Annotated in this window: 10 protein-coding genes; 7 read left to right on the plus strand and 3 right to left on the minus strand. The window is 62.5% G+C overall.

Annotated features, from left to right (window positions below; translation table 11 throughout):
* From F816_RS15020 to F816_RS0100015, 3 genes are all read left to right on the plus strand, one after another.
* Positions 1 to 1,727: type I secretion C-terminal target domain-containing protein (locus F816_RS15020; RefSeq protein ID WP_026333063.1), on the plus strand; the 1,727-nt coding region annotated here is incomplete at its 5' end.
* 102 nt (positions 1,728 to 1,829) lie between these two features.
* Complete coding sequence (locus F816_RS0100010; RefSeq protein ID WP_019592994.1) at positions 1,830 to 2,159, plus strand: hypothetical protein; 330 nt, start codon at positions 1,830 to 1,832, stop codon at positions 2,157 to 2,159.
* Between the two features lie 142 nt (positions 2,160 to 2,301).
* Positions 2,302 to 4,203, plus strand: coding sequence for a retention module-containing protein (locus tag F816_RS0100015; RefSeq protein WP_026333064.1), 1,902 nt, complete (start codon positions 2,302 to 2,304; stop codon positions 4,201 to 4,203).
* 194 nt (positions 4,204 to 4,397) lie between these two features.
* Here the strand turns inward: F816_RS0100015 and F816_RS0100020 are convergent, their stop codons facing one another.
* Both F816_RS0100020 and F816_RS0100025 read right to left on the minus strand, forming a co-directional pair.
* Entirely contained in the window at positions 4,398 to 6,305 is a 1,908-nt protein-coding gene (locus F816_RS0100020) for a LapD/MoxY N-terminal periplasmic domain-containing protein (RefSeq protein WP_026333065.1), read from the minus strand.
* A 14-nt stretch (positions 6,306 to 6,319) separates the two neighbouring features.
* On the minus strand, positions 6,320 to 6,979 hold the full coding sequence (locus F816_RS0100025) for a transglutaminase-like cysteine peptidase (protein WP_231362672.1): 660 nt from the start codon (positions 6,977 to 6,979) through the stop codon (positions 6,320 to 6,322).
* A gap of 419 nt (positions 6,980 to 7,398) precedes the next feature.
* Here F816_RS0100025 and F816_RS0100030 point away from each other — a divergent pair, with 419 nt between their 5' ends.
* The 4 genes from F816_RS0100030 (at position 7,399) to F816_RS0100050 (ending at position 14,528) form a co-directional block, all read left to right on the plus strand.
* Complete coding sequence (locus tag F816_RS0100030; protein WP_019592997.1) at positions 7,399 to 8,787, plus strand: TolC family outer membrane protein; 1,389 nt, start codon at positions 7,399 to 7,401, stop codon at positions 8,785 to 8,787.
* 649 nt (positions 8,788 to 9,436) lie between these two features.
* Positions 9,437 to 11,863, plus strand: a complete 2,427-nt coding sequence (locus F816_RS0100035) for a class I SAM-dependent DNA methyltransferase (protein WP_019592998.1) — start codon at positions 9,437 to 9,439, stop codon at positions 11,861 to 11,863.
* Positions 11,856 to 13,178 (plus strand): restriction endonuclease subunit S, encoded by a 1,323-nt coding sequence (locus tag F816_RS13930; RefSeq protein ID WP_196801667.1) that lies wholly within the window; start codon positions 11,856 to 11,858, stop codon positions 13,176 to 13,178. Before F816_RS0100035 ends, F816_RS13930 begins: the two co-directional genes overlap by 8 nt.
* Positions 13,179 to 13,355: 177 nt before the next feature.
* Complete coding sequence (locus F816_RS0100050) at positions 13,356 to 14,528, plus strand: hypothetical protein (RefSeq protein WP_019593001.1); 1,173 nt, start codon at positions 13,356 to 13,358, stop codon at positions 14,526 to 14,528.
* Between the two features lie 136 nt (positions 14,529 to 14,664).
* Here F816_RS0100050 and F816_RS14925 read toward each other — a convergent pair whose 3' ends face one another.
* A complete protein-coding gene (locus F816_RS14925) occupies positions 14,665 to 14,844 on the minus strand; it encodes a hypothetical protein (protein WP_081622640.1) in 180 nt (59 codons plus the stop codon).
* Between the last annotated feature and the right edge of the window lie 23 nt (positions 14,845 to 14,867).

Below are 14,867 nucleotides of genomic sequence, written 5' to 3' on the forward strand. Positions count from 1 at the left end.
TGGAAGGTAGCAATGTGGTGCTGACAGCCGACGGTGCGGCGGCGATCCGTAATGGCCAGGTGGGCCTGGACGGGTTGATGGCGTCGGTCGAGGGCACGGTGACCATCGCCGAGGACGGTGTGAACCCGTTCGTCCTGACGGATGATGCGCAGGCGAGCATCGAGGTTCCGCTGCCGGAGCCGAGTCTGGATGTGACGGTGACGGCGGCGCTGGATCTGGAAAGCAGTGACCTGGCCTCGGAAGGCCAGCTGGCGTTCATGCTGAGCAGCGAGACCGACTACGCCGGGATCGATCCGGAACTGGGCGGAGAGGTGAGCTATGAGATCACCGGTGGCAACGACGAAGGCTACTTCGCGTTGAACGAGGTGCGCAACGCCATCGTGCTGACGGACGACGGGGCCCAGGCGATCCGCAATGGCCAGTTTGACCCGGCGGGTGCCAGTGTGACTGTGACGGGCACGCAGGAGATTGGTGAGGGTGAAAACGGCTTCACCGTTACCGGATTCGATGATGCATCGGTGGACGTGCCGACGCCGGAGCCGAGTCTGGAGGTGACGGTGACGGCGGCGCTGGATCTGGAGAGCAGTGACCAGGCCTCGGAAGGTCAGTTAGCGTTCACGCTGAGCAGTGAGACCGACTACGCCGGGATCGATCCGGAACTGGGCGGAGAGGTGAGCTATGAGATCACCGGTGGCAACGACGAAGGCTACTTCGCGTTGAACGCCGCGGGCGACGCCATCGTGCTGACGGAGGACGGCGCCCAGGCGATCCGCAACGGCCAGTTCGACCCGGCTGGCGCCAGTGTGACGGTGACCGGCACGCAGGAGATTGGCGAGGGTGAAAACGGCTTCACCGTTACCGGATTCGATGATGCATCGGTGGACGTGCCGATGCCGATGCCGGAGCCGGAGCCGGGACCGATTTATGGCGATGCCTACATCGTTGGTCAAAATGCGTGGGCGGGTAAGGACTCGGCGATCGAGATCATGGATGAAAACGATCCGGCCATCGCAAACGAGTTAGGGTTCTACACGGTTTCGAACCCTCAGTTCCTGATGATTGACCTTGGGCAGCCCGTATCGGCGGTCACTGTCTCGTTCTCGGGGAATTGGAAAAACAATAGTGGATGGGATGTTTTTGATGCCGCCGGCAATCGTCTGGAACAAGGTGCGGCTGACTTTCCGTCAGACGGTGTATTCCGGGCGGGCGACGAAAGTGAGTTTCAGTATATTGGCTTCAATAGTTCCGGCGGCGCAGGTTTCGGTATTCGTCCGGAAGGGGTGACCCTAGAGGGTGAGCCTGAAGGAGGTACGTTGACTGGTACAGACGGTGACGACATTTTGATTGGCGGTGCTGGAGACGACATCCTGACCGGTGGGGCTGGGGACGACATCTTCCGATGGAATACCGGAGATGCGGGAACCGAAGGCGATCCGGCCAACGATGTCATTACGGACTTCGGCAATGGGGATAATGTTCTCGACCTCAAGGACCTCCTTCAGGGCGAAGACGAGCAGAATATTGCTGAGTACATCAATGCCGAGCAGGACGGTGATGACACTGTGCTTCACATCAGTTCGTCGGGGGGCTTGAATGACGACAACAGCAATGCCGACCAGACCATCCGTTTGGAAGGTAAGTCGTTCAGCGACTTCGGTGGGGCGGATAGCTCGGAAGCGGTGGTTCAGAACCTGCTTGAAAATGGTCAGCTGAAAATCGACCAGTAAGCGGTCGTGTTTGGGGCCCCGCCGGTTTGGATCGGCGGGGCTTTTTGGTGTCTGGGGGTGTAGTCTGGCAAGCGGAGTCGGAAACGGCCGGAGGGGCCGCGCATGTATGTGAGACGGGATACGGAAGGCAGGATCGACCAGGTGAGCCGCGAGGCGAATGCCGCTTGCACGGAGTTCGTGGCAGCGGATGCACCGGAGATGGTGGCGTTTCTCGGCGGGGATGTTGACGAGCCCGCGCCGGCCGCTTTGCAGGCCTCCGACCTGGAGCTGATTCGAGTGCTGGAGGACCTGGTCGAGGTGCTTACGGACAAGGGCGTGATCCGGTTTACGGATCTCCCGGAGGCGGCACAGACGAAGCTGTTGGGGCGCAAGGATCTTCGTGCCTCGGCGCAACGTCTGAATTTGGTGGAAGACGATGAGGGCCTGCTTTAGACCGGCCGGCAAGTAGATGGGACGCGATAGGGTCGAGTGGTCCGCGCTGGCACAATCGGGTGATCTGGGACAGCTGGATTGACAAGGGACACGTGAGCGTTCGTGTGGGCCGGGTCTGCAGGATTGGCGTAGGAGGGGGAGAATGGCTTTGAATGCTGTGGTAGCTACCGTACAGGCGTTGACCGGGACGGTGATTGCGCGGGATGCCGAGGGCAACTCGAGAGTACTTGGCGTGGGCGATCCGGTGTATGCGGGCGAGGAAGTGATCCCGCTGCGCGGCGCGTCGGTGGAACTGGAAGGGACGGACGGTATCGCCGTCTCGCTCAGCGAGGGACAGCAGGCCCTGATGGGCGAGGCCCTGGCGGAGAGCGGGCGGGCCGATAATCCGGAGATCCCGACGGCGGAAGAGGTGATTGCCGCTCTCGACCATGGTGAGTCGCTGGATGCGCTGATCGCACCTCCCGCAGCGGGCCTTGAGGGCGGTGAGAGCGAAGGGGCCGGGTTTGTCCGCGTCGCGCGTATCAACGAGCCTGTGGAGCCGATTAACTACACGTTCCCAGTGAACGCCTTCGGTCGTCCGGATGCCTTGGGCGAGACCGTAGCGGTCCCCGGGGGCGAACCGGTCGAGTCGGGCATTCCGCCCGGTATGCCACCGACCGATCCATCGCTAGATCCCCCTCCGGTGGAACCTCCGCCTGTCGATCCGCCGCCCGTGGATCCCCCCCCTGTCGCGAATCCGACGCTTGCGGTATCCGTGTCGGTGACAGCGGGATACGGCTACGAAGATGCGAATGACGCCGCCGCGGGTGACGTGGTTTTCGATGTGTCTCACGTCCTGAATCTGGACGGGTTGGACCCATCACTGGCCGGGGCGATCGCGTACAGCATCGTGGGTGGGGATACGGCCTACCTGGCGCTGGCCCAGGACGGCTCGGGCAACTGGGTGGTGGTACTGACCGAGGCAGGGGCGGCAGCGATTCGCGCCGGTCTGGTGGATGGCAATCAGCTGAATGTAACGATCGAGGGCAGCGTGGTCCTGTCCGGGATGGACGATCTCGTGGATACCGGTAGTGGCGTGGCTCCCGTGCCCGAGCCGAGTGGCGAAGAGCCGCCGGACCCGGTGCCGGATCTGATGGCTTCTGCCCACACGGTTGGCGGCAGTGATGTTCAGGGGACGATGGCGAATGCGAACAACCTGAAGGAGACCGGTTCGCAGAGTGCAGCCGTCTCGCATCAGGATGGATTTTTCGCGATCGACCATCAGGGGGCTTCGGATGACCCCAACGCGATCGAGTTCGGTGAGGCCCTGCTCTTTACGCTGGTCAGTCCGGCCGATACGGCCGTGTTCCAGGTCCAGGGCGCCATCAATGGCGCGTCCTATCACCTGTACGACGCCGATGGTGTCCGGATCGGTGATGCCCGTGATCTGGCCAGCGATGTGAACGAGAATGGCTTCCTGGAGCTCGCCGGCGAGACGTTCGCCTTTATTGCATTCCAGGGTGGGAGTACGGGTCCTGGAGGCAGTGGAGACGAAAGCGCGTTCGCGGTGAAGCCAGTCGACCTTTCGGTGCAGGTGGGTCAGGGCGAGGATGCGGAGTTCTATCCCGCGGGTGGCGAAGAGGCGCTTGCCGCCGAAGTGGTCGATGCCCTCGGTGAAGCCGATGCCTTCGGGGCGAATTTCCTGACGGTCGATTCGGATCAGGACATCTTTGTCGTGTCGCAGGGTGGTGAAGGCAGCATGGAGGATCCGGCGCGCTTCGTGATCCAGGGCTTCAGCCTGGAGGGCAGCGATCCCGGTGCCCAGATCACGCTCGGCGAGCTCCTGTCCAGCGCGAGCCAGGAGACGATCGACCAGTACCTGATGGCGGAAGCGCAGGGCGAGGACACCGTGCTGCACATCAGCTCGGGCGGCATGCTGGGGAGTGAAACGGGCGGTGCCGATTACGCCATCACGCTGGAAGGGATCAGCATGGATGGCTTCGATTCGTCGTACGATTTTATCCAGACCCTGATCGAAAACGGGCATCTCTCCATCGATCAGTAGCGGTCCCTGCCATCGGGATCAACGGCCCGGCGCCGCGATGCGGCCCGGGCCTTTTTCTTTTCGGGAATGGAATCCCCGAGCAAGGAGGGTTCGTGCTGGGCGGGTAGCGGACTGTCGATCCGGCCTGGGGCAGGTCGGACAGTTGGCTCCGTGCACGGGTGACCATGCAGACGCCTGCGATCCGGCACGATGCCCTAACGCGTCGGCTCCCGGACCGCGCTACCCGTGATGCCGTCGATGCCGGCATCCATCAGCGGATCGATGTCGTCGCTGCTGTCACAGCCTTCGGCGATCACAAGGATCCCGATGGAGTGCGCCAGGGTGCAAAGCCCGCGTATGAGGGCCTGGGTCTCGCTGGAGCGATGCACGCCGTGGGTCAGGGAAGCCTGCAGTTTGACGTAATGGAGGCCAAAGGTGGTCAGGTCGTGCGCCTGAAAGGCTTCCGGTCCCGCGTGCTCGAGCCCCACGGTGAACCCCGTCAGGCGCGCGATGCGGCAGAGATCGCGGAGTTCCGCAGGGTGTGCGAGTGCACCACGAGCCGGGAACTCGACCCACAGGCGTCCCGCCGCTCGGGGGTCCAGTTGCAACCGGGTCTCGAGGGCCTGACGGAAGTGGGTGTCACGCAGGCTGTCCACCGAGAGGTTGATGGCCAGGCGTTCGTCGGGCGATTGCAACTGAGACAAGGCCGCTTCCAGGACGGCGTCGTCGAGCCGGCGGATCAGATCGAGGCGCACCGCCCAGGGCATGAAATAGCCCGCGGGTCGCAGTTCGCCGTCAAGTAACAGGCGCATCGGCGCTTCGTGATGCATCAGCTGTTGGTTGGCATCGATGACCGGAAACCGACCCAGCTCGATCCCGTGCTGGTCAAGCGCGTCGGTGATGGCCGCCCGCCATTGATGCTGGTCCGAATAGGGAAGGGCGGCATGGGGCTCGTGGGCGACTGCATCGCCGGGCTCCAGTTCCGCCCGCGCCAACGCGAGATCCGCTCGCGCAAGAACCTCCCCGGTGGTGTCTTCGGGGTGGTAGAGGGTCGCGGCAACATGAAGCGTCAGGGCGTCGGGTGCGTCGTCGCCGAGCGCGTCCCGAACGCCGCCCAGCAGGGACTGCGCGAAGCGGTGACTGTCCGCGATGCTGTCACCAAAGACCGCGATGTCGGAGCCGTTGAGCCGTCCGGCGGCACCATACTCGGTATGGGCGACGGCCTGTTCCACGATCTTCGCGATTCGCGCGAGCAGCGCATCGAGATTCTGGTGGCCGACGATCTGGTTGAGCGTGGCCAGGTCGTGGATGCGGAGCACCACGAGGCTGCCGGAGGAACCGGCATGTCGGTTATCCAGTGTGGCCTGCAGGCGGGCGAGAAAGGGCTCCCGGGCCAGCAGGCCCGTCACGTCATCGTGCTGCAGCCGGGTCTTCAGGCGTTCCAGTCGTCTCGACTCTTCAACGAGCATGGCGCGGACATGCTCGGTCAGTTGGTTCATCGCGCGTACCAGGGCGCGGAATTCCCATGTGCGCGGTTCCGGGGTGGTGATGAAGCGGCGTGCACCTACCGCTTCGGCCTGCTCCACGACTTGCCGGAGGGGCTGGATGAGTCGTCCGAGCAGGAACGACCCCAGTAGACCGATGACCAAGAGCCCAACCGTGAAGATTGCCGTCAGTCGAAGGGTGCCGGCCCAGAGTTCTTCGTATGCGTAATTGGTCTGGCTCTCGACGATCAGCGTGCCAAAGGACGACCAGCCGTCGGACACATGTGCCACCCCGGGGCGGACATCGAAATTCAGGGTGTCGATGAACCACATCGGGACACCCCGCGGCGCTTCGGGATTGCGTCGTTCCAGCATGAGATCGCCTGTGGGGTCCTCAAGCCGAATATGACGGTAGTGGCCGGTATCGAATTGGGAGGCAATCTGCAATTCAACGGTCGTATCATCCTTGGGCAGCTGGGACAGCGACAGTGCAAGCGAGGCGGCATTGTCGATGTTCTTGGTCAGGAGCTGCTGGGCCAGGTAGTTGCGCGCCGAAAGGGTGCTCGCCACGATGCTTACCAGCAGTGCGAGCAACATGATGATTGCGATGGCAACCCAGAGTTGTTTTCTCAGTGTCATGGCTGCGCCCTTGTTTATGGGGTCGGGGTGATCGGTTGGTTGAGGTCAAGGCCATACTCATCCAGTTGGTCCAGCACTCGGCGCCACCTGGACAGGCGGGCGGTGGGGTCGCCTGCGGACTGGGTGGTTCCATCGGGCCACAGGCCCTGGCTATTGAACGAGAAAATAGGCGTGAGATCGTCTCGCTGCGAGGCGCGTTCGACGCGGGTGATCAGGTTGTCTAGCACTTCGGGCTCGCCTCGGGGGTCCGTGAAGTACCCGAGCACCATGTGCGCCTGACTGATGTTGCTGCCCGGCCCACCCATACGTGCCCGCACGTAGAAAAGGCGAAGGCGCTCATCCGGAATTCCCAGTTTGCGCAGGCTCACGTACTTGGCAATGCTGAAGTCTTCGCAGTCGGCGGCGCCCTTGTCCATGGCTTCCAGTGGGGTCGCCCAGAAATCCTCCTGGCCCCAGGTGATCTGGTCATCCTGGTAGCGAAGCATGCGATTGAAAAACTCGTTCACCCGTGCGACTTGCACCCGTTCGTCTTCACCGGCCAGCTCCTCAAGCAGGTTGCGCCACTGCCGGACCCGTTCGGCGGCCTCGGGACCGTAGCGGATGGCCGCGACCTCTTCGAGTTGCGCCAGGTCATCAAGCCCCGCCTGGGGTGTGCCCAAGACCCATGCCGACATCGCCAGAACCAGAGCAAAGGCCAGGTGCTTGATTACGAGCGGCGAATTGCGGGCACGAGAGCGAAGCACGTTGGCGTGCCCTCCGGTGGCTGAGAATGGCGCTGTTACGCAAATGATGGGCCACGTAAGCCGGGAAAGCCAGAAACAGACGGGCTACATGAGTTGAAGGTGGTGGTCCGCGGGGCTTCCAGGCGTTTGCCAAGCGTTAGGTGGGATTTTTGCTTCTGTTTGCGCAGCGAAAGAGCAGCCCATAGCCTGAAGCCTTTTTTGCAAGTAGTTTGTTTGAGTAGTGAAGCGCGCTTGCCCGCGAACCAATGGGTGGGCTTTCAACTGACATGTGGGGGGGACACATCATGGTGAAAGGATTTGGGTTTACGGCTGGCAAGGGAACCTTGCTGGCACTGACAGCAGCCGTAGCGATGGTCGTCGGCGGGACAGCACAGGCCGAGCCGCCAGAACCGCTGCGGGACGCCGCGATGGAAGCGGTGCTTTCCAACCCGGACGTACAATCGCGCTGGCACGCATTTCGTGCGGCGGGCGAGGAGCAGACCGGCGCGCGTGGCCGGTTTATGCCCGAGATCGATCTGAACGCTCGTGCTGGGTACCAGAGCCAGCGGTCCAATAACGACAACTTCAACAACTTCTCGCGCAACCCGCGCGGGGTCGACATCACGCTGACGCAGATGCTGTATGACGGCTTCGAAACGGCCAGCGAGGTTGGGCGTCTGGGCGAGATCCAGCGTGTGCGCTACTTCGAGCTGCGTGAATCGACCGAGGAGACCGCGCTGGAAGCGGTGCGGGCCTTTGCCGATGTGCAACGTCAGCGCGCCCTGGTTGAGCTTGCGCAGGAAAACTACGACGCCCACAAGGACGTCTACGATCAAATCGTGGATCAGACCGATCGGGGTGTTGGCCGGGGTGTGGATCTCGAACAGGCCTCTGGCCGTTTGGCCCTGGCGGAGTCGAATCTGCTGACCGAGCGGCAAAACCTTCACGACGTCAACGCGCGTTACTACCGCGTGGTCGGGCAGATGCCGGCAGACGAACGTGTGGATCTCGTGGGGACGTTCTCCGATGAGCCGATTCCAGCCACGGCGCAGGAGGCCCTGACCGAGGCGATCACCAAGAACCCGGCGATGTTCGCCTCGCTGCGCAACATGGAGGCCGCCCAGCAGCAGCGCAATGTCGCACGCTCTGCGTTCCATCCGCGGGTCGATCTTCAGCTGCGTCACGCCTATGAAAACGACATCCTGGAGCGCGATGATACCCGTATTCGCGACACTTCCGCGTTGGTCGTGATGTCCTTTAACCTCTTCCGCGGCGGGGCGGATCAGGCGCGTGTTCGCCAGTTCACCGAAGAGTTCAATCAGGCGCGTGATCAGCAGGAAGGGGTGTGCCGCAATGTGCGCCAGACGGTTTCCGTGGCGTATAACGATATCCGTTCGCTCGAGAGTCAGCTGCGTTTTCTGCGTCAGCATCGGGACTCTTCCGATCGTGTTCGCACGGCGTATCGTCAGCAGTTCGGCATCGGGCAGCGAAGCCTGCTGGATCTGCTGGATACCGAGAACGAATACTTCGAGGCGAGTCGTGCTCACGTAAATGCGCAGCATGACATGGAGATCGCCAAGGCTCGTGCCCTCAACGGGCTGGGTCGCCTGCTGGAGTACCTGGATGTGTCACGTGGCGACATGCCGACTGCGGCGGACCTCGGCCTCGTGGACGAGGCTGCGCGGATCGATCCGGAAGCGGTCTGTCCGGCCGACGCCCCGCAGATGACGGAAACGCGTCATGAGAGCATCTTCCGCTAGGAGGCGGATGGTCTCGCGGGTTTGAAGAAAGGGTCAGTCTTCGGGCTGGCCCTTTTTAATGGTGGCTTTTGGCCGAGGGCGGCTGCTAGCAGCACGTTGAACCGCCCGGGGTATCCCGGAAACCTCTAGTTATGCGTGGACCTAATCCGGGGAAGTCGACACGATAGCGGACCCAGTAGCCCGCATTTCGCACAAACCATTGCATGGTCGCCGGGGAGGGACGAGGTCACGATCTGAACTGGGGAGCCGCACTGTTGATGAACGAGGGTAGGAGCCCTTGGGCCTATTTCGTCCGTATCCGGCTGGATGCCAACGCCGAGCTTAAGGGGTTCTGACACAAGAATGCCTTACGGTCTGGATAAGGACTTGAGGCTGCATGATCAGAGGTGGGGCTGCCAGTTTCGCGCGACGGCGCCGGCCAGGCGAACTCCCTTCTATGCCGGCAATCTGCATGGGTCGTATGGTCGATGCTATGGCCGTTGCGACGCGGCTAAGCATCGCTTCAGTTGCTGTCTGGTAGCAGAAGGGTAGTCATAGCGGCCGGAGCACTGTCCCGATACCATGAGGCGCGGCCGGTGCGACGGTCTTTGTCGCGGTGAGCGGCGAGACTGGCCGGCTCCCTCACCCGATTGAAGGACCAACGCTCTCCATGATCCTCACGCTTAACCAGCTGGAACGTCACCTGTTCATGGCGGCGGACATCCTCCGCGGCCGCATGGACGCCTCGGAGTTCAAGGAATACATCTTCGGCATGCTGTTCCTGAAGCGCTGTTCGGATGTCTTCGAGCAGCGTCGGGAAGAGGTGCGGGCCAGCCAGCTGGCCACCGGCAAGAGCGAGGCGGAGGTCGCCAAACTCGTCGAGATGCCCAACTGGTACAAGGCGGACTTCTTCGTGCCGCCGCAGTCGCGCTGGGAGTATCTGCTGAACGAGGCGCACCAGGGGGTGGGCAACGCACTTAACAAGGCTCTGGCTGGCCTGGAAGAGCACAACCCCGGCCTGGCCGGGGTGCTGGAGCACATCGACTTCACCCGCAAGGTGGGCTCCACCACGCTGCCGGACAAGAAGCTGCGCGACCTCATCGTCCACTTCAGCGAGTACCGGCTGCGCAACGAGGACTTCGAGTTCCCCGACCTGCTGGGTGCGGCCTACGAGTACCTGATCCGCGACTTCGCCGACTCGGCCGGCAAGAAGGGCGGCGAGTTCTACACCCCGCGCCCGGTGGTGCGCATGATGGTGCGCCTGATGGACCCGCAGGAAGGCCAGCGGGTCTATGACCCCTGCATGGGCTCCGGCGGCATGCTGATCATGGCCAAGGAGTACCTGGAGGAGCAGGGGGGCGATACGCGCCACCTCAACCTGTTCGGGCAGGAGGCCTCCGGCTCGGTCTGGGCCATCGCCAAGATGAACATGCTGCTGCATGGCATCAGCTCCGCCGACCTGCGCAACGATGACACCCTGACCGATCCGCAGCACGTGGAGGGCGGTGAGCTGATGCGCTTCGACCGCATCCTCACCAATCCGCCGTTCTCCATCGGCTATACCCCCAGCCAGCACTTCCCGGAGCGTTTCCGCTACGGCAGCGTGCCGGAGAATGCCAAGAAGGCTGACCTGATGTTCCTGCAGCACATGGTCGCCAGCCTCAAGGCGGATGGCCGCATGGCCACGGTCATGCCCCACGGCGTGCTGTTCCGGGGCGGGGACGAGAAGCGCATCCGCGCCGGGCTGCTGGAGGACGACCTGGTGGAGGCGGTAATCGGTCTGGCCCCCAACCTCTTCTACGGCACCGGCATCCCCGCCAGCATCCTGGTGCTGCGGGCCAAGGGCGCCAAGCCGGCCGAGCGCCAGGGCCAGGTCCTCTTCATCAACGCCGACCGGGAATACTTTGAGGGCCGCGCCCAGAACCACCTGCTGCCGGAACACATCGAGAAGATCGCCAGCACCTACGAGGCCTTCGAGGCCGTGCCCGGTTTCTCCGAAGTGGTGCCCCTCGAGACCCTGCGCGAGAACGACTACAACCTCAACATCCGCCGCTACGCCGACAACACCCCGCCGCCCGAGCCCCAGGACGTGCGCGCCCACCTCAAGGGCGGCGTGCCGGTGAAGGAGATCCACGCCAAACGGCCCCTGTTCGACGCCCATGGCCTCGACCCCATGGGCCTGTTCCAGCCCCGGCCCGACGACCCCGACTATGTGGACTTCCCCCCGGCCCTGGCCGACAAGCGCGACCTCAAACCCGCCATCGAGGGAGATGCCGGCGTGCATGAGAAGGAGGCGCAGGTGCTGACCGCCTTCAAGGCCTGGTGGGCCGAACACGGCGGAAGCATCACCGGCCTCTCCGGCAACGGCGGCCGCCTGACCCGACTGCGGGACGAACTGCTGAGCAGCTTCGCCGCCGCCCTGGAACCGATGGGCATGCTCGACCGCTTCGCCGTGCGCGGGATCATCGCCGGGTTCTGGTTCGACAACAAAAACGAGTTCCGCACCCTGCAGGCCCGGGGCTGCCTGGGCGTGGCGGACGCCTGGCGCACCAGCATCATCAGCCTGCTGGAGGACGACCAGAGCAAGGCCAACCCCCTGGACCACCCGCTGGTCCACCACCTGCTGGAAGACTACGTGGCCGAACTGGAAGAGCTGGCCGCCCGCAAGGCCGAGCTGGACGCCCGCATCAAGGCCGCCGAGGCCAAGCCCAGGGACGAGGAAGAGGGCGACGCCGAAGCGGGGCAGGGCGACGAGGACGACGACGCCCCCACGCCGGAGCAGATCAAGGCCTGGAAGAAAGAGCGCACGACTGTGAACAGTCAGCGCAAGAAGAAAGTGGCCAGCTTCGAGCAGCACCTGAACGACGCCGTGGACGCCCTGGACGAGACCGCCGCCGCCGAACTGGTCGGCGGCATCCTGCACGATCAACTCCAAGCCATCCTGACGCGGTATATCCGGCAACAGCGCCAGACGGTGGTAGCCGCCTTCGAGACCTGGTGGGACAAGTACCGGGTGACGCTGGCGGATATCGAGGCGGAGCGGGATGCCGCTGCGAGGGAGTTGCGGGGGTATTTGGAGGGGTTGGGCTATGTGTGAGCAATATGAGAATGCTCCCGAAGGATGGCAAGTCCGCCGGCTCGATGATCTGGCGGCTAGCATTACTAGCGGAGGCACACCAACGGCTGGGAGCAGCCGCTACTACACATCTTCAGGAGGACTGCCTTTCGCAAAGACTGAAGACCTAAGTCGGGCTGTCTCGAAGTACCTTGAGGATTGTGATCTGCAAATCACGGAAGCAGCTCTCAAGGAAACGTCGGCTAAGCGTTATCCTGAGGGAACGATCCTTGTTTCTATGTATGGAACCATTGGCCTAACCAAGATTACTGCTAAGGAAATGGCAGCCAACCAAGCGCTCTGTGCTCTGTTGGAACCTTTCTGTTGCAGTGCGGACTTCCTTTATCACCAGTTGGATTTCATTCGGCCAAGGTGGTCCCGGTTTTCAGGCCAGACGACGCAGGCCAACATTAGTGGATCAATCGTTCGCGCAGCAAAGGTTCTTCTTCCGCCACCCAATGAGCAGCGATTTATCGCCCGCATCCTCGACACCCTCGACACCCAGATCCAGAAAACCGAGGCGCTGATTGCCAAGCTGGAGAAGGTCAAGGAAGGCCTGCTCCACGACCTGTTGACCCGCGGCATCAACGAGAACGGCCAGCTACGCCCCAGCCCCGAGCAGGCACCGGAGCTCTACAAGGAATCGCCGCTGGGGTTGATTCCGAGGGAGTGGTCAACCTGTAGTCTAGGTGAACTCGCAAAGTTACAAGGTGGTTTTGCGTTTCCTAGCGGTGAATTTGGATTAGGGGGTATCCCAATTGTCAGGATGAGCAATTTAAAGAGTGGGAGGCTTGATCTTTCGGATGCTGTTACAGTGTCTGATCATTATCTAAGGCACCTTGGCGGGTTTAGGCTTCACGCTGGAGATCTGGTTCTGGGGATGTCTGGAAGCATTGAAACCTGGGCGGTCGTGTCGGAGAATGATATCCCTTCCCTGCTAAATCAGCGGGTGGGAAGATTTAAGATATTGGATGAGGAGAGGCTCGTTTATCGGATCCTCGACTTAATAGTTAAGAGTCAATACTACCAAGATCATCTTCGTCGAGAGTCTGCGGGCGCGGCGCAGTTAAATATCAGTTCAAGTCAGGTGGAATCAACGAAGATACCTGTGCCACCTTTGTATGAACAAAGGCGGATTCTGGGGAAATACGGCGCTCTTGAGAAACGCATTGGCCAAGAAGAACTTCTAGCCCGGAAGCTTTATAGCCAAAAAAATGCCATCCTGGACGACCTCCTAACCGGCCGCGTCCGCGTCACCCCCCTTCTCGACGAGGCCCAGGGCGCCACCCCAGCATAACCGGCATTTTCACCACGTCAGGACAGCACCGTACAAGGACCCGCCATGACCACCTTCGACAGCACCAAGCGTTCCCTGCGGGAACTGATCAAGGACATCACCACTGGCAAGATTCAGCTCCCCGACTTCCAGCGCGGCTGAGACCGGGTCTACGATTGACAATCGAGGGCGTGATCGATGCCGGCCTACGGAAATATTCTTCTCAGGGAGAACGAAAACGGCGCCTTCACGACGGCGCGTCGGGCGCCGTTGGGCTTTGCCGATGGTCGCGACGAGGCCTGGCTGCGCGATCTGCTGGTCGGGAACCCGGACCTGCTGCCCATCGAGGAAATCGATGCCTCCTTCGCACCTTTGGTGTCGCTGTGTACCGAGTTGCAGACCGAAGCCGGGCCGGTGGATGCGGCGTTCATCAGTTCATCCGGTCGGCTGACGCTGGTGGAGTGCAAGCTGTGGCGCAATCCTGAAGCGCGCCGCAAGGTGATCGCCCAGATCCTCGACTATGCCCGGGCGGTATCACAATGGAGCTATGCGGACCTGCAGCGTCGGGTGGCGGCCGCCACCGGCCGGAAAGGCAATGTGCCGTTCGAAGCCGTGCGCGAGCTGCAGCCGGACCTGGACGAGGCGGCCTTTGTGGACGCGACCGCGCGCGCCCTGCGCGAAGGGCGCTTTCTGCTGCTGATCGCCGGTGACGGCATTCGTGAGGGGATCAGCGGCATGACCGAGCTGATCACCCGCAACGCCGCGCTGGGGTTCAGCTTCGGCCTGGTCGAGGTTGCCCTGTACGAGTTCGGCGAACAGGGCCTGCTGGTGCAGCCGCGCGTGGTGGCCCGAACGGACACCATTGAGCGGACCTTTGTGCAGGTAGGGGGCGAGGGTGGCCGTCTCGAAGAGGTGACGGCAGACGCCGAGGGCGAGACGGAATCCGGCTCGCTATCCGACGAGCGGGCCTGGTGGGAGCCGCTCACCCGCATCACCTTCGACGATCCGGAGCAGGAGCCGCCCAGCTACCGGGTGCGCAACCATGTGCGGGTGCCATTGCCGTACCCGGGGGTATGGCTCACGGCCTTTCGATATATGGCGGACGGGATCTGCGGGGTGTTTCTGGCTGGGAAGAAGTCCGAGATGGCCCAGGTCCTCGATCGGCTGAACGAGGAACGTGAGGAGATCCTCGGGGAGCTGCCGAACGGGACGGATTATCGGTATGGAGATGACCCGACTCACCCCGGTTTTGCCAGCTACGCCCGGCTGGCCGATTTCGCCAGCGACGATGCCTGCCGGGAGTGGCTGGGGCAGGAGCTGAATTGCTTCGTCAATGCCTTTCGGCCGAGGCTGAAGGCGATGGCCCGATGAGGCAGCAGGTGCGGGCGGGCAACTCGATCTGGGCAACCAGGGTTGTTGATCTGGATGCCATCCATAATTCCTTGCCCGTGTTGATTGGAGGCGCAGGCCATCCGGCCCCGCCAGAGTTTTCGGCGGGCCTAATACCTCAGTGCGGCGGGAATAAGGCGAGCTGCAGGGATTTGAAACGAGACTTGCCTGAACGAAGCCTGGCTTCGATGGCCTTGCTGGATTCCCCGGTCTCGACCGCAGTAGACGTAGCGACGGCCTTGATGATGGCCTCGCGGCTCACGGGCTGGCGTCCTGTCCTGGTTGGGGATGCTTTCATCGCGGTCTCCTCGGATGCATGTT

It is taken from the genome of Thioalkalivibrio sp. ALM2T (assembly GCF_000381505.1).
Lineage (GTDB): Bacteria > Pseudomonadota > Gammaproteobacteria > Ectothiorhodospirales > Ectothiorhodospiraceae > Thioalkalivibrio > Thioalkalivibrio versutus.

Excerpts from the sequence above, each read along its gene's own strand:
- F816_RS0100035 (WP_019592998.1), top strand. The coding sequence starts at position 9,437 with ATGATCCTCACGCTTAACCAGCTGGAACGTCACCTGTTCATGGCGGCG.
- F816_RS13930 (WP_196801667.1), top strand. The coding sequence starts at position 11,856 with ATGTGTGAGCAATATGAGAATGCTCCCGAAGGATGGCAAGTCCGCCGG.
- F816_RS0100015 (WP_026333064.1), top strand. The coding sequence starts at position 2,302 with ATGGCTTTGAATGCTGTGGTAGCTACCGTACAGGCGTTGACCGGGACG.
- F816_RS0100025 (WP_231362672.1), bottom strand. The coding sequence starts at position 6,979 with ATGTCGGCATGGGTCTTGGGCACACCCCAGGCGGGGCTTGATGACCTG.
- F816_RS0100030 (WP_019592997.1), top strand. The coding sequence starts at position 7,399 with ATGGTCGTCGGCGGGACAGCACAGGCCGAGCCGCCAGAACCGCTGCGG.
- F816_RS14925 (WP_081622640.1), bottom strand. The coding sequence starts at position 14,844 with ATGAAAGCATCCCCAACCAGGACAGGACGCCAGCCCGTGAGCCGCGAG.
- F816_RS0100020 (WP_026333065.1), bottom strand. The coding sequence starts at position 6,305 with ATGACACTGAGAAAACAACTCTGGGTTGCCATCGCAATCATCATGTTG.
- F816_RS0100050 (WP_019593001.1), top strand. The coding sequence starts at position 13,356 with ATGCCGGCCTACGGAAATATTCTTCTCAGGGAGAACGAAAACGGCGCC.
- F816_RS0100010 (WP_019592994.1), top strand. The coding sequence starts at position 1,830 with ATGTATGTGAGACGGGATACGGAAGGCAGGATCGACCAGGTGAGCCGC.